Source organism: Pedobacter sp. B4-66, assembly GCF_018492665.1.
Taxonomy (GTDB): domain Bacteria; phylum Bacteroidota; class Bacteroidia; order Sphingobacteriales; family Sphingobacteriaceae; genus Pedobacter.
In genome coordinates this window covers 746,393-765,683 of record NZ_JAFVME010000001.1, presented here as the reverse complement: position 1 = coordinate 765,683, position 19,291 = coordinate 746,393, and the positions used below count along the sequence as shown (strand labels likewise).

The window sequence follows — 19,291 nt, the reverse complement described above, 5'->3', positions numbered from 1 at the left end:
AACAGAATCTATTTTTTGCCCCCCGATTTAGGAAACAATCCAAGGTTCAGTGAGAAGGCGACTCCTGTAGATTTTAATCTGGCATTACCGTTACCAATTCCTGTAAGTGGTAATTTAACAAATGGTTGTACGCCAAAACTAAGTGTGTTTGTTATTCTTCTTTCGAAACTTAAAGAAAGGTTTGCTACACCAAAAATATGCTGATTTTGATTTTTGATTTCAAGTTCTGAGATCTTTTGAGTTCCTCCCTGCGGTCCAGTTATGTATTTGTATTTTTCACTAAGCATAAAATAACTCGATAGGCCTGAATTTATTCCTATTGAATAGTTTCTCCTTTTTAAAAATGTATAGTTTACATTAAGTGGAACGTCCAATACAATGCAATTCGCATTAACCTGCCATGCATTTTTCAAATAGGCAGTTCCTGCCGATCCAATTCCACCATAGTTGTATAACTTTCTAGAATAAATTGCGCCAGTGGTTACACTAATTTTATTGGTAATGGCATAAGTTGCCAATACACCTATGTTGCTGCTGATCTTGGTGTCTACGTTCAATTTCACATTTGAAATGTCTGGAGCTGCCATAATAGAAAGTGTAAGTTTTGTATGATCAGGTAGGCCAGAATTTACCACAGGTTTATTGGTTTGTGCTAAAACCTCAGTTTTTTTATCTGTCGACTTTTCTATCGGTTTGTCTGTCAAAGGGCTATCAATTACAGCTAAAAGTGGTTTGTCTTCAGTTTTTGGAGTTGCAACCGGAGTTACAACTTGTGCAATTAGCTCTTGTTTTTTCTGTTCTTTAGCGATGGTAGTATCAGGAGCACTAACAAGTTCCTGACTGTTGTCAATAACTTTTGGTGTTTTAGCGTAATTTTTGTCGATGTTTTTAAAGTGTGTCTCAACAGTTGATTCAACAGAACGTTCAGCAGGTTCCGGAATTGCTTTTACAACAGAACCGGTATCCGTGCCATTAACTACAGGCTTAGCATTTACTATTTCAACTTTTTTAGGATCTTCTTTAATAGTATTATTAGAATCAGCGAAATACCAAAACAAGCCAACTACCAGTGTAGCAGCAATACCACTTGCGGCAAACAACCAAAATGGGATAACCTTTTTCTTGCTCTGTGCATCCAGTTTTTGTTCCATCTTTACCCAGTCCAATTCATTGAAAGGGATTTCAGGATCATGCAACCCATCTTTAAACAGCTTATCTATTCCATTATCTTTTTCCATCTACAGCTATCTTGTTTTGTGAAGGCATTTCACTTTGAACACTAAAATTGTTAATATATATATCCCCCGACTTATTTCCATCCGAGGAATTAAGCCTTTCTTGCAGCTTTTGTCTTGCTTTAAATAAATTTGATTTCGATGTCCCTACTGATATATTTAAAAGTTCCGAAATCTCTTCATGCGAGTATCCATCTATTGCAAATAAGTTAAATACCGTGCGATAAGCTGGAGGCAATCCCTGAACCAAAACCAGCAAATCTTTATAGGCCATTTGTTCATATACCTGAGCCGGTCCGCCTATGTCCTCATGATCAGTCAATTCATCATGTTTCGAAAACTTAAGACTCTTCCTGTAATGGTCAATAGCAGTATTGGTTATAATCTTTCCCAACCATGCTTTAAAAGGCTTTTCGGGGTCGTATTTTTCAATATTTGTAAATACTTTCATGAACCCATTATTCAATACATCTGCCGCATCATCATCATTCAAAGCGTACCGACGGCATATAGCCATGCCATAACTATAAAATTCTTTATAGAGCAAATACTGACTTGATCTGTCCTTCCTGATGCAACCTTCAATAATTTCCTGCACCTATTTTTTCGATTTTACATTGGCCATTTTCACCTATACTAGCTATAGTACGTTTAAGTTACGTAATAGGTTGCCTTAAAAATAAATATTTATTTTCTCAGTTCTACGCAACCATTTATGCGGTCTTCCCGTAATCCTTTTTAGTTATAAGTAAGCTATTTAATTCACCTTAAAAACAAAACCCTTTATGTCAACTCTATTTAAAAAAATGCTTGTGCTGTGTAGTGTAACTGCAGTACTTTTTACGGCCTGCTCAAAAAAGAAAAATGAAGTAATCAAAGAACCGGAAGTGTCTTTGGATCTTAAACTTGCAGCTTCGGCATCGTTCGGGAATGTTCTTACTGATGGAACAGGTAAAACCCTTTATTGTTTTGTAAAAGATGCCAATAGTACATCTGTTTGTGTTGATGGTTGTTTAGTTACCTGGCCGGTATACTATGCTGCTAATGGAAATCCTCCTTCAGGTTTAGATGCTGCTGATATTGCCACCATTACAAGGGCTGATGGGAAAAAACAAACCACTTATAAAGGATGGCCGCTGTATTATTATAACGGAGATAAAGCCAAAGAAGAGATTAAGGGAGATGGTGTAGGAGGAGCATGGTTTGTGGCTAAACCTGATTATTCAGTTATGATGGCCAGCAAACAATTGGTTGGTATGGATGGTAAAAATTATACAGCAGATGCTAAGGAGGGAGATGGGGTAACTTTGTACCTGACAGATGCAAAAGGCCGTACTTTGTATGCCTTCACTCCTGATACTTTTAACAAGAACAATTTTACCAAGCCTGATTTGAGCAACAATGCAGTGTGGCCAATTTTTGAATCAGCAATATTAAATGTTCCTTCAGTGCTTTCAAAAGATATGTTGGCGGTGATTACTTCGGTTGGTAAAAGCCAGTTAACATACAAAGGACACCCGCTTTATTATTTCGGGTCAGATGCTGCCAAAGGCGAAACCAAGGGTGTTAGTGTGCCTAAACCGGGTGTTTGGCCTGTGCTTACATTGAATACAGTGCCTTTACAATAAATTTTATAGGACTACAAGTTAATCGGCTATTGTCGGTTAACTTGTTTGAGTTATACTTTATAACCCAGCTTGTAGCTGGGTTCCTTTTATGTAAACCCGACCTGCTCGTTCCAGGTTTTCTTCACTTTTAGTAGTAATCTTGATGATGTTCATGCTTTTTACTGATCCTTTTAAAGAACCAAAATCGTTTTCACACAATACATTAATACTTAAAATATAATTCTCATCAATTTTAAAGTCTGCGATATTACCTTTTACTAAATCATTATCCACCATGTACAATGTAGAAGCCGAAGGAGATTCAATATACTTGCTTTTTATTTCTTCAAGTGTCATGAATCTATGAAGTCCCGGATTTTTTGTGGCGATATAAACCTCACCGAACTTACTATCTGAATTTACAGTAACTTCTTTGATCTCCTCTTTATTAAAGAGTGGGAGGCAGGCACCAACCAGTGCACTATCCAGAAAATACTTTGGCGTAGTTCCGGTAGGCAATTTCTTAATGTCCTTTTCGTAAACAACATTTACCTTTTCAGAAACTAAATCTGTTTGGCCTACAGCATTTATAGCTAGCAGACAAATTGTAAGCATGAATAATAACCTCATAATGCTATCCCCCTTTAATAACGGAATATAAGGAATATTATCAAATAAATGTAAAATTATAAATTTTTTATCACCTGTTCAGCCTCTTCATCCTTGTATTCACTGATGGCGATTTCCAGCTTTTTCTTTAAGTCAGTCATTGTTGGTGCAAATTCTTTACTGTCAGCCAAATTCTTTAATTCATTAGGATCTTTTTTTACATCATAAAGCTCCCAATAATTTAGTTTTCCATAAAAACGGATCAGGGTATATTGATTGGTTCTGATGCCAAAGTGAGGGTTTACCAAATGTGGCCCTGGGTATTCATAATAATGATAATAAACAGGTTTGTCAGGCTTCCCGGTTTTGGTGCCCTTTAGCAATGGCCAAAAAGATTTTCCCTGTATATCCGCAGGTATTTTTGCTCCGGCAACATCCAGTAAAGTAGGTGCCCAATCTACATTGGCTACTATATTGTTTACCGAGCTACCTGCCTTTACTTTGCCTGGGTATCTTACAATAAAAGGAGTTTTTAAAGATTCTTCGTACATAAAGCGTTTGTCGAACCAACCATGCTCTCCTAAATAAAATCCCTGGTCTGATGCATAAATTACAATCGTATTCTTGCTCAGCTGTTCATTATCCAGGTAGTTTAAAATCTGTCCAATATTCCTATCCAGCGAATTTGCAGTAGCATAATAATCTTTCATATAGCGCTGATACTTCCAGATGGCAAGGGCTTTGTCCGATAGGTTTTTCTGCTCATAATCTTTAGTAACCTTTTGCTGATAGTATTCTGAAAACGCTTTCCGCTGACTGGCATTCATTCTTTTATATAGAATAAACTCCTTGAAATCTACATTAACCTTTAAATCACGGTCAAGCTGCATTGCTTTTGCAATGGTCATGTATTGTTGCTGTGCGGCAGGCCTGCCTGCATAATCGTCAAAAAAAGTAGTAGGAAGTGGAAAATCTACGTCATCGTAGGCACCTAGATCTTGTATATCAGGCAGCCATTCCCTGTGGGTAGCCTTTTCGCCAACTACCAAAAAGAAGGGTTTGCTTTTATCACGAGCATCGAGCCATTGCGTAGCCTTGTCGGTAATGATATTGGTGACATAGCCCTCAGTTCTTGTGGTGTCGTTGTTTTGGTTGATAAAATCTGGATTGTAATAAAAACCCTGATCCGGCATGATTTCCCAATGGTCAAATGCTTTGCCTGGTAAAGTACCCAGATGCCATTTGCCAATCCATGCCGTCTGGTAACCAGCTTTGTTCAATAGTCCCGGCAACATCTGCTGATCTACATTGAACTTGCGATCATTAGCTTTGTATCCATTAATATGGCTGTATTTACCTGTTAAAAAGCAAGCCCTGCTTGGTCCGCAAATGGAATTGGTAACCAGTTGATTTTTAAAAATTGCACCCTCTTTGGCTAGTCTGTCAATATTTGGTGTATGAGCTATTTTATTACCATAGGCGCCAATTGCCTGATAAGCATGGTCGTCTGAAATAATCACGATAATATTAGGTTGAGCTGCTGCCTGAGGAGTTTTATTGGTTTTTGAACCTAAAAATTTTATGCTCCCCAAAACGGCAAGTACACATGCTATGCTCCAAAAAACGACTAGTCTTATCATATCTTCTTAAAAAATAACCGGTTAGATTTCGGGGATAAGATACGTAATATTAGATTTTTTTTTACTTTTGGAAAAATTGTTTGCTGTGAAATTCTTCAGTTGGCTTGTTTGTTTGATTGTTATTGTTGTAAGCTTTACGCCTTGCAAGGATTTGGTGAACGCCAAGGTTTCTGAGATTACAAGTGTTTCAGAAGCAGGCCATGCAGATGATCACAATAGTTTAGCTAACGATGATTGCTCTCCATTTTGTGTTTGCTGCTGCTGCAGTACCCCAACAGTTGTAACGCAAACCTTGTTAACCAACACTGCCATTTCTATTGTTAGTGTTGAGTATTCTGATGTTGCGCCAGGCCATATCACCCCAGCAGATCCATCAGTCTGGCAACCTCCTAAATTAGGTTAATTTAAATTTCAGGTTTATTGTATCGGATCTCCATATGGGTTGATTCCGAGATGCATTACCATGTTTTTTTTATTTAACATAATTTAAAATTCAATGCTGAAAAAAATCATTCAGTTTTCTATACAGAATAAATTGGTGATCGCTTTATTTACCCTTGGACTTATTGCCTGGGGTGTTTATTCACTAAAACAATTACCAATAGATGCCGTGCCCGATATTACAAATAATCAGGTGCAGGTAATTACACTTAGCCCTTCTCTGGCAACTCAGGAAGTGGAAAGGCTAATCTCGTATCCGGTCGAACAAACCATGTCTACCATACCCGAAATTGAACAGGTACGTTCCATTTCCAGATTTGGTTTGTCGGTAGTAACAATCGTTTTTCATGACGATGTAGACATTTACTGGGCGCGCCAGCAGGTTAACGAAAAGCTTGCCGAAGCAAAAAATAACATCCCCTCAGGATTAGGAAATCCTGAAATCTCTCCAATATCAACAGGTCTTGGCGAGATATACCAATATGTAATCCATGCAAAACCGGGCTTTGAAGATAAATACGATGCTCGTGAATTGCGCAGTATTCAAGATTGGATTGTCAGAAAGCAATTGCTGGGAACTCCTGGTATTGCTGAAGTAAACAGTTTTGGTGGGTTGTTAAAACAGTACGAAATTGCACTTGACCCCGATAAATTAAGGGGTTTTAACTTAAGCATCGCTGATGTTTTTACCGCTTTAGAATCCAGCAATCAAAATACAGGTGGGGCTTATATTGATAAAAAGCCAAACGCTTATTTTATCCGTAGTGAGGGCTTAATTGGCAGTCTTGACGACATCAATAAAATTGTAGTTAAGAACAATGCCAACGGAATTCCCGTGCTTATCCGCGATATAGCCACTGTTCAATTGGGCAGTTCTATTCGCTATGGTGCACTTACAAGGGCAACTACCAAAGGACATGGAGAGGCCGTTGGTGGCATCGTTATGATGCTAAAAGGTGCAAATGCCAACGATGTTGTAAAAAAGGTAAAGGCTAAAATTGAGCGTATCAATAAAACCTTGCCAGAAGGCGTTGTAGTTGAGCCATTTCTTGATAGAAGTGCTTTGGTAGATCGTGCAATGGGTACCGTAGCTAAAAACCTTATAGAAGGGGCATTGATTGTAATCTTTGTGCTAGTTCTTTTCTTAGGGAATCTGAGGGCTGGACTAGTCGTCGCCTCGGTTATCCCACTATCCATGCTTTTTGCCATTTCCCTGATGAACCTTTTTGGGGTATCAGGAAACCTGATGAGTTTGGGAGCTATTGACTTTGGGCTCATTGTAGATGGGGCAGTAATCATAGTGGAGGCCACCATGCATATTCTTGCCGGTAATAAATTGGGCAGAGCCTATACACAGTCTGAAATGGATGAACAGGTAGAGAAATCGTCTGTGCGCATGATGAGTGCTGCTGCTTTCGGACAAATCATCATTTTGATCGTGTATCTGCCAATTCTTGCGCTGGTAGGAATAGAGGGCAAAATGTTTGGCCCTATGGCACAAACCGTTTCTTTCGCCATTCTTGGTGCCTTTATTCTTTCGCTTACCTATGTGCCAATGGTTTCCTCTTTGGTATTAAGTAAGAAAGCAACACATAAAAGAAATTTCTCCGACCGTATGATGGATTTCTTTCAACGTCAATATAGTCCGGTTATACAAGCTGCATTGCGTAAACGTGTGGCCGTAGTTGTGTCTTCTGTGGTGCTTTTGGCGGTAAGTATAGTGCTGTTTATGAGAATGGGAGGCGAGTTTATCCCAACTTTAGAAGAAGGGGATTTCGCTGTAGAAACCCGTTTGCTTACAGGTAGCTCTTTATCTCAAACAATCGATAAAGTAAATCAAGCTTCTGATATTCTGGTTAAGCGGTTCCCTGAAGTAAAAGAGGTGATTGGAAAGATTGGCGCAGCTGAAATTCCTACTGATCCGATGCCTATGGAAGCCTGTGATCTTACCATCATTTTAAAAGATAAAAAGGACTGGACTACTACCAAGGATAGGGTAGAACTGGCCGAGCTGATGGGTAAAGCATTAGAAGATGTGCCTGGTGTAAGCTTTGGTTTCTCTCAACCTATTCAGCTTCGCTCTAATGAGCTGATCTCTGGTGTAAGGCAAGATATTGGTATTAAAATCTTTGGCGATGACTTAACAGAACTAACCGATATTTCGCAAAAGATAGGAAAGATAGTTTCCACTGTTGAAGGTGCAAAAGATCTTTACCTGGAGCAGGCTACCGGGCTTCCGCAGATTGTAGTAAAGATCAACCGCGATAGGATTGCCCAATATGGTTTAACAGTTGAAACGGTAAATCAGGCATTAAATACTGCTTTTGCCGGTCAATCCGCCGGAGTTGTTTACGAGGGAGAGCAACGTTATGATATGGTGGTACGCTTGTCTCAGCAAAACCGTCAGGATATTAGTGATGTTAGAAATGTTTATGTAACAGCACCGAATGGCAATCAAGTTCCTTTAGACCAACTTGCCGATGTAGAATATAAAGTAGGACCAAATCAGATTCAACGTGAAGATACCAAGCGCAGAATCATTGTTGGACTAAATGTAAGAGGACGTGATATTGCCAGTGTGGTAACAGAGATTGAAGAAAAGATCAATGCGCAGATAAAACTGCCAACTGGTTATTACATCACTTATGGTGGACAGTTTGAAAACCTAAAGGAGGCTACTCAAAGACTTTCTATAGCAGTTCCGGTTGCGTTGACGCTGATCTTGCTTTTACTGTATTTCTCTTTTGGATCGGTTAAGCAATCGGTACTTATCTTTTCGGCCATTCCAATGGCGGCAATAGGCGGTATTTTTGCACTGCTGTTACGCGGAATGCCTTTCAGTATTTCTGCTGGAGTTGGCTTTATTGCACTCTTCGGCGTAGCTGTGTTAAATGGTATTGTGCTAATCACCGAGTTTAACCGACTGAGAAAACTTGATAAATATGGATTGGACGAAATTGTGCTTAAAGGCACAGCCATCCGTTTAAGACCAGTGCTAATGACTGCCACTGTAGCTTCATTGGGATTCCTACCTATGGCCATCTCTACAGCAGCAGGGGCAGAGGTTCAGAAACCACTTGCTACCGTTGTAATCGGTGGACTCATTACCTCTACTATTCTAACTTTAATTGTATTACCCGTGCTATATACTTATTTCGAAGGCTATAAGCGAAAGCCTAAAACAAATGTTCCGGTAGCAGTCCTGGCGATTATCGCGATGTTAACCTTTATGGGGCCTGTAGCCAATGCACAACAGACTCCTGTAAAAGGCAATCCGCTTACGATGGAACAAGCTGTGCAAACTGCCATTAAAAACAACCAGGCCATGAAGTCTTCAGGTCTCCAGGTTAATCAGCAGCAGGCATTAAGGGGAAGTTCAATCGACTTAGGGAAAACAAATCTCGATGTTCAATACGGGCAGTTTAACGGGATTAAGAATGACAATAATTTTAGTGTTTCCCAGAGTATCCCATATCCTGGGCTGTTTAAAAATCAGCGTAATTTGTATGATGCACAGATTAAAGGTGCTGAGATTAATGTGGCTGTTACGCAAAATGAGCTGACTTATCAGGTTAAAAACACCTATATGCAATTGGCTTATTTTGTTGCTTTAAAGGATCTGTATCAGAGTCAGGATTCTCTTTACAGCTATTTTGTAAAAGCAGCTTCTTTGAGGTATGAAACAGGGGAGACTAATCTGCTTGAAAAAACGACTGCCGAAACTCAGTACAATGAGGTAAGGAATCAAATGAGTAAAAACGAATCTGATATCCTTGCTTATACTTCTGAATTGCAGCGTTTACTCAACACTCAAGAACCTATTGAAATTGTTAAAGCACAGTTTAAACAGGCAGAATGGAATATTGCGACAGGCACTAGTGTAAGTGCAAATCCACAGCTTGCTTTACAAAAACAGCAGATTGAAATTGCCGATAAAGCACTGGGTGTAGAAAAAGCCCGTTCCGGTCCTGATTTTACAGTTGGCTATTTTAACCAGTCTATTATTGGCACTCATAACGTAAACGGTCAGGATTTATATTTTAATGGCGGTAAAAGGTTTCAGGGAGTACAGGCAGGAGTTGCCATTCCCCTGTTTTTTAAGCCTTTTTCATCCCGCATAAAAGCAGCTAAAATTGAGAAGCAGGTATCGGAAAGTCAATATGATCTTTTTCAGACCAATTTGCAGGGCGAATACAATAAGGCCCATCAGGAGCTGCTTAAAAACTCCCGCAGTATTGATTATTACAAAAAAAGTGCACTGCCAAATACCAATCTGATTTTAAAGCAGTCGCAGATTGCTTTTCAAAATGGAGAGATCGGTTATGTGGAATATCTCCAGGGATTAAGGACGTATTCGGAAACCAACTTTAGCTATTTGCAGGCTATCAATCAATACAATCAATCAGTTTATACACTTCAATACCTCAGTGGTTTATAATTAAGAAAATGAAAAGAACTATTCAAGTTATTAGCAGGATCATCTATGTCTCCCTATTTGCTGCGGTTTTAACCTCATGCGGAGGAAGTACACCGAAATCTGAAGAAAAAAAAGAAGTTAAAGAAACGGAAGAAGTAGGTCATGAAGATGAAAATTCGGTAGAATTTACCGCGGCACAATATAAAACAGCAGGCATTACCTTGGGTTCTCCTGAGTTAAAAGATTTAAGTGGTTTACTAAAAGTTAACGGTTTTATTGACGTGCCTCCGCAAAACCTAGTAAGTGTTACTACCCAAATGGGGGGGATTGTTAAGTCGACACCTTTATTACAGGGAAGTACGGTAATCAAGGGACAGGTGATTGCTGTTTTACAAAACCAGGAATATGTATTGCTTCAGCAGGACTATCTGGAAAGTAAAAGTCAGCTGGAACTTGCCGATTCCGAATACAAGAGGCAGCAAACACTTGCCGAGCAGAATGTAAATGCAAAGAAAACATTGCAGCAGGCACGTGCTCAGTTTCAAACGATGTTAGCACGAGAAAGTGCATTGAAACAAAGATTGCAATTGATCAATATTAATCCGGCAAGCTTATCGGCTGCAAACATCAGAAGTCAGATCAATATTTACGCACCTATCAGCGGATATGTAACCAAGGTAAATGTAAATACGGGCAAATTTGTGAATTCAAATGATGCAATGTTTGAAATTGTAAACAGCGAGAATCTGCACGTTGAACTGAACGTGTTTGAAAGGGATGCTTCGAAAGTTAAGGCTGGTCAAAGGGTTCGCTTTACTATGGCTAATGATACAGAAGAACAGATTGCTTTTGTACAATTGGTTGGTCGGGAGATTAATGCTGATAAAACGATTACTGTTCACGCCATTTCTAAGGGTAGTACAAGCTTTATTCCGGGGGCATATTTGAAAGCATATATCGAAACGGGCACTAATAAGGTGCTTGCATTGCCAAATAGCGCTGTGGTAGACTTTGGTGGGAAGAAATACATCTTTGTTTCAGAAGGAGTGAAAAAGGAGGGGGTGGAAGAAAACCATCATTTTAAAATGGTAGAAGTGGTTACCGGAGTTAGTGATGGTGGATTTTTAGAAGTTCAGCTTCCAGAGAATATGGATGTAAATGGGAAGGTTGTTTTAAAAGGCACTTACGATTTACTCTCTAAGTTGAAAAACAGTGAAGAGGCCGGGCATGGGCATTAATACTGCTTAGCCAATTGTTATAATCGTTATGCTGAATTTATTTCAGCATAACGATTATGTTATCTAATGCGATGGTATTAAAATATTAACCCCTGCTTGCACAGCAGTTCCTGCAAATCTGTTTTTTGCGCCAAAATTCTGAGTTACCCTACCCATAAGTCCTACTTTCATTGGTGTAATCCAGTAAGAAACAAAACCTCCAACACCTGCAATACGATCGGAAACAAAGCCTCCGTTAGTACCTTTATCATCAGAGATCTGACTGGTGTAATGGCTAAATATGCCTACCTGATCTCCTCTTTTGCTCAATAAATAAGTGCCACCTAAATCAACTGTCAAGTGGCTTCCTTCTTTGAAATCAGTATCATGTTGCCATGAATTTAATTCAACTGTTGTAGCCAATGAAACAGTGACTTTATCAGCCGGTTCTACTCTACCTGCTACCCTAATGTTGTGCGACCAGTAGCCATGGCCACCATTGTCAAGGTCATGTGGTTTATATCTGCCTGTAGGAGCCCAAAAGCCATAATTTACTGCATAGCTGAATTTTCCTTTTGTCCATGATAACCAAACAGGCTGCACATACATATCACCAAAACCTATACTTTTGTTGGTGAAAACATAAGTTCCAGAGCCAGTTTGACTCGAATAATAATCGAGCGCAATATTCGCTGTCGGACTGTTTAACATAGGAATTGCCATCATTCCCCAGTTGGCACCTAATATTTTACCTTTTCCACCATAAATGGCCATAAGGATAAAAGAATGGGTTTTTACATTTTGCGCTATCTTAAGTGATGTTGGGTTTCCAGGAGCAGGATTAATTAGTTGATCGGATTTGTTGCCGGCAGCATTGTGGTAATCCATATTAGCGAATCCGTACCAAACTGGAATAATAAGCCCTGGATGGGGAGCGAAATAGTCACCGGGATTAAAAGATGAACCTGTGTAATGACCTTGGGAAAAAGCAGAGAAATAGAGGGATGCTGCTAATAATAACGTAAAAAGTTTTTTCATAAGAGTGAGAATTAGCGTAATTATTAATGTTTGGTTTAAAGGGTCAACAAATCTTAAGGTTTTTTGTTTTTAGAAAAGTGTTGATCTAAGTCTCTGTCTACCTTATGTATACATTCTGCCTGCTTTCTGCGAAAGAAGCAAGTTGTTCCCAAATTCGTTATATTTAACCAAGTATCTATAACTATGGAAAAAGTAAGTAAAACTCCAAGAGTACAAGCGCAAATGTTAATCAGAAGACCAGTTGCTGTAGTATTCGACGCATTTATTGATCCTGAGATTACCAAACACTTCTGGTTTACCAAAGGAAGTAGCAGATTGGAGGAAGGAAAAACAGTTACCTGGGAGTGGGAAATGTATAATGTTTCCAGCTCGGTATTGGTTAAAGAGATTGTGCCGAATGAAAAAATAGCTATTGAATGGGATGAATATTTGACCCCTGTCGATTTTGAATTTCAGGCCCTAAGTGAGGGCACCACCTATGTTACCATTACACAATACGGTTTTCAGACGACAGGAGATGAGTTGCTGGCAGAGATCAATGGTGCCAGCGGTGGTTTTACTACTGTAGTAGATGGCCTAAAGGCTTATCTGGAACACGGCATCAACCTGAATTTAATAGCAGATAAGTTTGCAAAGAGTTAAGGTGTTTTATCAAAATCCAGGTCATTAAATAGGAAGTCGTTAGAATCGATATTTAGCTTAAATCCGGTTATTTTCTTGTTGTTGTCTCTTGTAAAAACTACCTCGCCTTCTGGTACAAAAGGATCATTAAAGATAATCTTGAATCGATCGGCGTCAATGTTGTATAAAAACCCTGAAAAAAGGTCCTCTGTAGGAAGTAATTCTAGGAAAGGTTTTCCTTTTTCTTTTCTGATTCTTGCTTTGCCATAGGTCAGATCTTCATAGTCACCTTGATAGCGATTAAAGTTGGGGATTACATCGCTTTTTTTAGGCTGAGGTTTTCTTTTTTTATCCCAATCAAAAAAGGTAGTTTTTCCAGACATATCCTTATCGGCTTCCTTCCAGTTAAATGTGTCTTTTTTAGTCATGTAGTTAGTAATTTCTTTCACTAACTGATCATTAATCTGGGATATTTTATTGGTGAGAATTACTATGCCGGAGCTACTGTCGGGGAATAGAACAACGCTGGATATATAGCCTGGCATCCCTCCGTTGTGGTTAATCATCTTGCCATTTTTGGTTTGTTTAATGTACCAGCCTAATCCGTATCCATCGTCTTTATTATCTGAGGTCAGCGTTTTAATACTGGTTATGGTTTTAATAGTCCCGTCATTCAGTAAGGTAGTATCGTTAGTCCGGCCATTAGCAAGCCACATTTGCATCCAGGTTAGCATGTCGTCAATGTTTGAATCTACACTGCCTGCTGGACCAATGTTGTGCATATTAAGCGGCTTGATCGGTTTATTCTGGATGTGTGGTAAGGCAAAATTACTTTCGCTGGTGATGGAATCTCTGGTGGTAGCGGTGCCCGACATTTTTAATGGTGTGAAAATCCTTTCTTTTAGGAATTCGTCCCATGTTTTTCCGGTAATGGACTCAACAACGAGTCCTGCTACCAGGTACATGATATTCTGGTAAGCAAAATCAGTACGGAAATTGGTTCGGATTGGGGAGTAACGGATTAATTTTGCAATGTCTTCTCTAGTGTATTTCGTGCCGTACCAAAGCAGGTCGCCATCAAATGTTTTTAGGCCTGATCTGTGACTTAAAATATCCACAATAGTCAACTCTTTGGTAATCCAGGGATCGCTCAGTTTAAAATTGGGCAAGTATTTAACAACTTTGTCGTGCCATTTGATTTTTCCTTCATCTACGAGTATACCAAGTGCAGCAGCAGTAAAGGCTTTTGTGCAGGAAGATATAGGGAAAATTGTTTGGGTATTTACCGGTAGTCCTTTTGATGTGCTGGTTACACCGTAACCTTTTTTAAAGATTACTTTATGGTCTTTAATGATTCCAATGGCAAGACCCGGAATCTTATAATCAGACACCTGTTTCGCAATAAATTCATCAATATCAGTCGAGTCGTTTTGCTGGCTGAAAGAAATGTAAGGGACAAGCAAAAGAAGAGTGAGGGTGATCTTTTGTGTTGCCCTAGTAAAGTCCTTGTGGTTCATTTACTTAGAGGTTGTATGTCAAATATACATAAATCTCTAACTGTATCAATATGTAAAGATGAAGCTGGACAAGCTGAAACCAATCTATTTCCATTTTGGAATAAAATTGTATATTAAACGCATGAAAAAATCCCTGCTTTTATACTTATTCCTTTGCCTTTTTTGTAGTGCTTATGCTCAAAATAATGGAGTAACATTTACATCATCTGATGCAGCTTTGCAAACTGCTTTTGGCAGGGCAAAGGAAATGGCTTTAAGCTATAAAGGAAAACCGAGCGATCCGGTTGGCCCATGGTATGAATCAGCATTGCCACCACGCGCGGCATTCTGTATGCGAGATGTTTCACATCAAAGCATAGGTGGAGAAATTTTGGGATTACACAAAGAGAACAAAAATATGCTGCGCCTTTTTGTTAACAACATGTCAGAATCTAAAGACTGGTGTTCTTATTGGGAAATGAACCATTTAGGTAAACCGGCTGTTGAAGATTACCGTAACGATAAAGAGTTTTGGTATAATCTGAATGCAAATTTTGACCTTTTAAATACCAACTGGAAATTGTATTTGTGGACGGGCGATCAAGAATATATTAACGGAGCTAATTTTGAGAATTTCCATGAAAAATCTGTAACAGATTTTATTGATAGGTGGGTATTACAGGCTGATTCCCTTTTGAGCAGACCAACCCATCCAAACGCACCAGTACCTTTTAATATTGAAGATTCTTTTCACAGATGCCGTGGCTTACCTTCTTATTCGGAAGGGGTGCCTAACATTAAAATGGGCGTAGATTTGGTTGGAGCGATATACAGAGGGTTGATGTCGTACGCTGCTATATTGGAGGTAAAAGGACAAAGTCAAAAGGCAAAATTGTATAAAGAAAAGGCTGGTACTTACCAGAAGAGCATAGATGATTTGTGGTGGAATGAATCGGTTTCACGTTACAATACGTATTACTCGAATGATGGTAAGTTTGGTATGGAAGAAGGGGAAACCTTTTTACTCTGGTTCGATGCATTGAAAGAAGGAGATAGGAAAGAGAAGACCATACAGCATTTATTGTCTAAAGACTGGAATATTGAAAACCTATCATATTTTCCGTTGATCATGTATCAGAATGGACAGGCTGATAGAGCTCACAATTATATGCTTCACTTGACTAATCCCGAAACAAAGAGAAGAGAATATCCTGAGGTATCTTATGGTGTGATAAAGGGGTTTGTAGAAGGATTAATGGGGGTAGAAGCAGATGCGCGTGTTAATAAACTCAGTACCTTGTATCGCGGGAAAAGCGAAGTAACATCGGAACTGAAGGATTTGCCGGTGTTAAATACATTGATTACGGTAAAACATGAAGGAAACAAAAAGTCAGTATTGACTAACAATGGGGAAAAGAAAATCCTGTGGCAGCCTAGGTTTTTGAACGACAAAGGTAAGGTGATTGTTAAAACACCAGTATGGGTAAAAACAGGAAAATCTATTACAGTTAATAGAATTTAACTTTCAGGCTCTAACGGTTCCCATAATTCGATTTTATTTCCTTCGGGATCATAAACCCATGCGAACTTGCCATAGCTTTCTTCCATTTTTTTTTCATCAATTACTACGCCTTCAGCATTTAGCTCAGCAAGCAATTCATCGAGATTGGAAACACGGAAGTTGAGCATGAACTGTTGATTGTCATTAGCGAAATAATCAGTGTTCTGAGGGAAAGGGGAAAATACAGTGGGGCCGGCATCCTGATTCCATATGTATCCGGTTTTCATAGAGTTGATGCCGAAATGTTTCTCATACCAATCTGCCAGGACTTCCTGGTTTTTAGAGCGAAAGAAAATACCGCCGATGCCTGTGATACGTTTTGTCATGTTATTGGTGCTTGTGTACATAAATATAATAATATTTTCTGGATGGTGTATGAAAGTGATAGTGGTAATAAAGTAAGTGCAATTAATACCAGTGTCTAAATACTACTTACTAAATACTATTGGTATAATACCCAAGTAATTTTTAATAATCCCTGCCAATTTTATACCACTGCTAATAAGAATATAGGTACTTTTGCCACCAGAATAAAACGAGTAAAATGAATATCGCAATTAATGGTTTTGGTAGGATTGGGCGTATCTTTTTGCGTACAGCTATCGAAAAAAACATCAACGTTGTTGCCATCAATGATCTGGGAGATCCGGCTACATTGGCTCACCTTTTTAAGTACGATACTGTACACCGAGGTTTTAAGGGGACAGTGAAATTTGAAAATGACAGCTTGATCATTAATGGAAAGAAGATTCTTGTTTATGCGGAACCTAATCCTGAAAAACTACCGTGGACTGATCTGGGGATTGACCTGGTATTGGAGTCGACAGGTAAGTTTGCAAGTAGGGCAGGGGCTGATCTTCATTTGAAAGCAGGTGCTAAACAAGTGCTTATATCGGCGCCTTGTGGTGATAAAGGTGTAGAAATGGTGGTGTTGGGTGTAAATGATGGGGGTGTAGATTTGACAGCTCAGGTGCTTTCCAACGCTTCATGTACCACAAATAACGTGGCACCGATGGTTAAAATATTGGACGACAACTGGGGGATTCTTGATGGATACATCACTACTGTGCACTCGATGACCGGCGATCAGAACCTGCATGATGCTCCACATAAAGATTTACGCAGAGCAAGAGCAGCATCGGCATCTATTATACCGACCAGTACAGGTGCTGCTAAAGCAATTACCAATATATTTCCTCATCTGGATGGTAAACTAGGTGGTGCCGGTATCAGAGTTCCGGTATTAAATGGGTCGTTAACTGATTTTACCTGTATCCTTAAAAAGGAAACAACCATCGAAGAGATTAATGCGGCTTTTAGAAAAGCTTCGCAAAATGAGATGAATGAAATATTGGAGTATACTGAAGACCCGATTGTTTCCGTTGATATTTTAGACAATCCGCATTCCTGCATCTTTGATAGTCAGCTAACCTCTATAGTTGGTGATCTGGTAAAGGTTGTAGGGTGGTATGATAATGAGTCGGGGTACTCTGCACGACTGGTAGATGTGGTGCAGAAAATTATAAAGAATAATGGTTAAATGCATAAGTACTGAAGATACGTTGCCGCTGAGGAGTAGTGTTTTAAGGAATAACCTTCCTTTTGATCAGTGTGTGTTTCCTACAGATGATATTGATGGAGGTTTTCACTTAGGGGCTGTAGCAAATGAGCAAATAGTTTCTATAGCTACATTTTTTCCGGAAGACTATCCTGAGTTGGGTTTAGGGGGATTTAGACTTCGTGGTATGGCTACCGATCCGGCTTTTGCAGGTAAAGGTTATGGTGCAAAACTGATAAATTTTGCAGTTTCAGCACTTACATCCGCTAATGCTTCTTATATTTGGTGCAACGCAAGAAGTTCGGCTGTGGTATTCTACAAGAAATTAGGCTTTGAGGTAGTCTCCGATGAGTTTGAAGTTCCTGGAATAGGGCCGCACTTTAACATGATTAAACATTTAACAGCATAAATTTAGAACCAACCAATACAAAAACAATAATTTAAAAAATGAGAACAATAGATCAATGCAACTTTGCAGATAAGAAAGCTTTAGTCAGAGTTGACTTTAACGTCCCTTTGGATAAAGATTTTAATATTACTGATGATAAAAGAATGCGTGCTGCGCTACCTACAATCAATAAAATATTAAATGATGGCGGTAGTGTAATTCTAATGTCTCACCTTGGTAGACCAAAAGATGGTCCGAATGATAAAGATTCTTTGAAACATATTTTAGGTGACCTTTCGAGAATGTTAGATATCGAGGTGAAATTTGCTAATGATTGTATTGGTGCTGAAGCGGTAGATAAAGCGAAAAACTTAACTCCAGGACAAGTTCTTTTATTAGAAAACTTGCGTTTTTATAAAGAAGAGGAAAAAGGTGATAAAGCCTTTGCTGAAAAGTTGTCTAAACTTGGAAACGTATATGTAAATGATGCTTTCGGAACTGCACACCGTGCACATGCTTCGACTGCTATTGTTGCTGAGTTTTTCCCTAAAGATAAATACTTCGGTTATTTAATGGCTGAAGAATTGAAAAACGCTGAGAAAGTAAATCATGGTGCTGTTAGACCTTTTACTGCTATTATGGGTGGTGCTAAGGTTTCTGACAAGATTTTATTGATTGAAAGCTTACTTGATAAAGTTGATAACCTGATTATAGGCGGTGGTATGGCTTATACTTTTGCTAAAGCACAAGGTGGTGAAATTGGTACTTCTTTATTAGAAGCTGATAGAATGGCGCTTTGTTTAGAGTTATTGGATAAAGCAAAAGCTAAAGGTGTAAACTTAGTTTTACCTGTAGATACTGTTATTGCCGATAAGTTTGACAATGATGCACAAAAAGGATCGGTTGATGCTGGTCAAATTCCTGCTGACTGGATGGGCTTAGATATCGGTCCAAAAACTGTTGAGTTGTTCTCCGGTATCATTAAAGACTCTAAAACATTGTTATGGAACGGTCCAATGGGTGTTTTTGAAATGGCAAACTTTGAGCAAGGTACACGTGCGGTTGCTGACGCGGTTGTGGCTGCGACGAAAGAAAACGATGCTTTCTCTTTAATCGGTGGTGGTGATTCTGCTGCTGCAATTGCGAAGTTTAATTTAGAAGATGAAGTAAGTTATGTTTCTACCGGTGGTGGTGCATTACTTGAATATATGGAAGGTAAAGAATTACCGGGTGTTAAGGCTATAAATGATTAGGCAACCTGACTAATTTTAAGGACAGGCGTTTCGTTTTTGCGAAACGCCTGTTTTGTTTACCACTTCTTCCCACCGTCTTTTATGGCCTTTTTGTAGTAAAAATGGGGGAAAGTGGTAGTTAAATAATATGTGGAAAACTTTTTGTGGTAGAATGTGGTAAAAAGTGGTAGAAGTACCTATTTTTACACTACATAAAAAGTGCACATATTA

Annotated in this window: 16 protein-coding genes; 9 read left to right on the top strand and 7 right to left on the bottom strand. The window is 39.0% G+C overall.

Translation table 11 applies throughout. The annotated features are described in order from the left end of the window. Positions 1 to 8: 8 nt before the first annotated feature. Both J1905_RS03145 and J1905_RS03140 read right to left on the bottom strand, forming a co-directional pair. Positions 9 to 1,238, bottom strand: a complete 1,230-nt coding sequence (locus J1905_RS03145; RefSeq protein ID WP_214225773.1) for a porin family protein — start codon at positions 1,236 to 1,238, stop codon at positions 9 to 11. Further along, positions 1,225 to 1,833, bottom strand: a complete 609-nt coding sequence (locus J1905_RS03140; RefSeq protein WP_350027962.1) for an RNA polymerase sigma factor — start codon at positions 1,831 to 1,833, stop codon at positions 1,225 to 1,227. The genes J1905_RS03145 and J1905_RS03140 overlap by 14 nt, the downstream gene beginning before the upstream one ends. Before the next feature lie 187 nt (positions 1,834 to 2,020). Between J1905_RS03140 and J1905_RS03135 the strand changes: the two genes are divergently transcribed. Beyond that, positions 2,021 to 2,863 carry a hypothetical protein gene (locus J1905_RS03135; protein ID WP_214225771.1) on the top strand — a complete coding sequence of 281 codons (843 nt, stop codon included), beginning with the start codon at positions 2,021 to 2,023 and terminating at the stop codon, positions 2,861 to 2,863. 57 nt (positions 2,864 to 2,920) lie between these two features. Here the strand turns inward: J1905_RS03135 and J1905_RS03130 are convergent, their stop codons facing one another. Both J1905_RS03130 and J1905_RS03125 read right to left on the bottom strand, forming a co-directional pair. Then, positions 2,921 to 3,472: a hypothetical protein gene (locus J1905_RS03130; protein WP_214225769.1), complete on the bottom strand. Its 552-nt coding sequence runs from the start codon at positions 3,470 to 3,472 to the stop codon at positions 2,921 to 2,923. A 56-nt stretch (positions 3,473 to 3,528) separates the two neighbouring features. Continuing rightward, the gene (locus J1905_RS03125; protein ID WP_214225767.1) at positions 3,529 to 5,091 is read right to left on the bottom strand and encodes a sulfatase family protein; all 1,563 of its coding nucleotides are present in this window, start codon (positions 5,089 to 5,091) and stop codon (positions 3,529 to 3,531) included. 85 nt (positions 5,092 to 5,176) lie between these two features. Here J1905_RS03125 and J1905_RS03120 point away from each other — a divergent pair, with 85 nt between their 5' ends. The 3 genes from J1905_RS03120 to J1905_RS03110 all read left to right on the top strand — a co-directional run bounded on the left by J1905_RS03120 (position 5,177) and on the right by J1905_RS03110 (position 11,187). Beyond that, entirely contained in the window at positions 5,177 to 5,494 is a 318-nt protein-coding gene (locus tag J1905_RS03120) for a hypothetical protein (protein ID WP_214225765.1), read from the top strand. Between the two features lie 93 nt (positions 5,495 to 5,587). Next, the gene (locus tag J1905_RS03115; RefSeq protein ID WP_214225763.1) at positions 5,588 to 9,970 is read left to right on the top strand and encodes a CusA/CzcA family heavy metal efflux RND transporter; all 4,383 of its coding nucleotides are present in this window, start codon (positions 5,588 to 5,590) and stop codon (positions 9,968 to 9,970) included. 8 nt (positions 9,971 to 9,978) lie between these two features. Beyond that, the gene (locus J1905_RS03110) at positions 9,979 to 11,187 is read left to right on the top strand and encodes an efflux RND transporter periplasmic adaptor subunit (protein ID WP_214225762.1); all 1,209 of its coding nucleotides are present in this window, start codon (positions 9,979 to 9,981) and stop codon (positions 11,185 to 11,187) included. 63 nt (positions 11,188 to 11,250) lie between these two features. Here the strand turns inward: J1905_RS03110 and J1905_RS03105 are convergent, their stop codons facing one another. Beyond that, positions 11,251 to 12,204 (bottom strand): SphA family protein, encoded by a 954-nt coding sequence (locus J1905_RS03105; protein WP_214225759.1) that lies wholly within the window; start codon positions 12,202 to 12,204, stop codon positions 11,251 to 11,253. Positions 12,205 to 12,387: 183 nt separating this feature from the next. Here J1905_RS03105 and J1905_RS03100 point away from each other — a divergent pair, with 183 nt between their 5' ends. Continuing rightward, positions 12,388 to 12,846, top strand: a complete 459-nt coding sequence (locus tag J1905_RS03100; RefSeq protein WP_214225752.1) for an SRPBCC family protein — start codon at positions 12,388 to 12,390, stop codon at positions 12,844 to 12,846. Here J1905_RS03100 and J1905_RS03095 read toward each other — a convergent pair. Then, entirely contained in the window at positions 12,843 to 14,342 is a 1,500-nt protein-coding gene (locus J1905_RS03095; protein WP_214225750.1) for a serine hydrolase, read from the bottom strand. The genes J1905_RS03100 and J1905_RS03095 overlap by 4 nt on opposite strands. A 121-nt stretch (positions 14,343 to 14,463) precedes the next feature. On the opposite strand from J1905_RS03095, the gene J1905_RS03090 reads away from it, so the two are divergent. Continuing rightward, entirely contained in the window at positions 14,464 to 15,843 is a 1,380-nt protein-coding gene (locus J1905_RS03090) for a hypothetical protein (RefSeq protein WP_214225749.1), read from the top strand. On the opposite strand, the gene J1905_RS03085 is transcribed toward J1905_RS03090, so the two are convergent. Continuing rightward, positions 15,840 to 16,208, bottom strand: coding sequence for a VOC family protein (locus tag J1905_RS03085; protein ID WP_214225747.1), 369 nt, complete (start codon positions 16,206 to 16,208; stop codon positions 15,840 to 15,842). The genes J1905_RS03090 and J1905_RS03085 overlap by 4 nt on opposite strands. 218 nt (positions 16,209 to 16,426) lie before the next feature. Here J1905_RS03085 and gap point away from each other — a divergent pair, with 218 nt between their 5' ends. The 3 genes from gap to J1905_RS03070 are packed head-to-tail and all read left to right on the top strand — an operon-like array spanning position 16,427 to position 19,081. Continuing rightward, positions 16,427 to 17,422, top strand: a complete 996-nt coding sequence (gene gap / locus J1905_RS03080) for a type I glyceraldehyde-3-phosphate dehydrogenase (protein WP_214225745.1) — start codon at positions 16,427 to 16,429, stop codon at positions 17,420 to 17,422. Further along, a complete protein-coding gene (locus J1905_RS03075; RefSeq protein WP_214225743.1) occupies positions 17,415 to 17,849 on the top strand; it encodes a GNAT family N-acetyltransferase in 435 nt (144 codons plus the stop codon). The genes gap and J1905_RS03075 overlap by 8 nt, the downstream gene beginning before the upstream one ends. Before the next feature lie 38 nt (positions 17,850 to 17,887). After that, on the top strand, positions 17,888 to 19,081 hold the full coding sequence (locus tag J1905_RS03070) for a phosphoglycerate kinase (RefSeq protein ID WP_214225741.1): 1,194 nt from the start codon (positions 17,888 to 17,890) through the stop codon (positions 19,079 to 19,081). Positions 19,082 to 19,291: the final 210 nt, after the last annotated feature.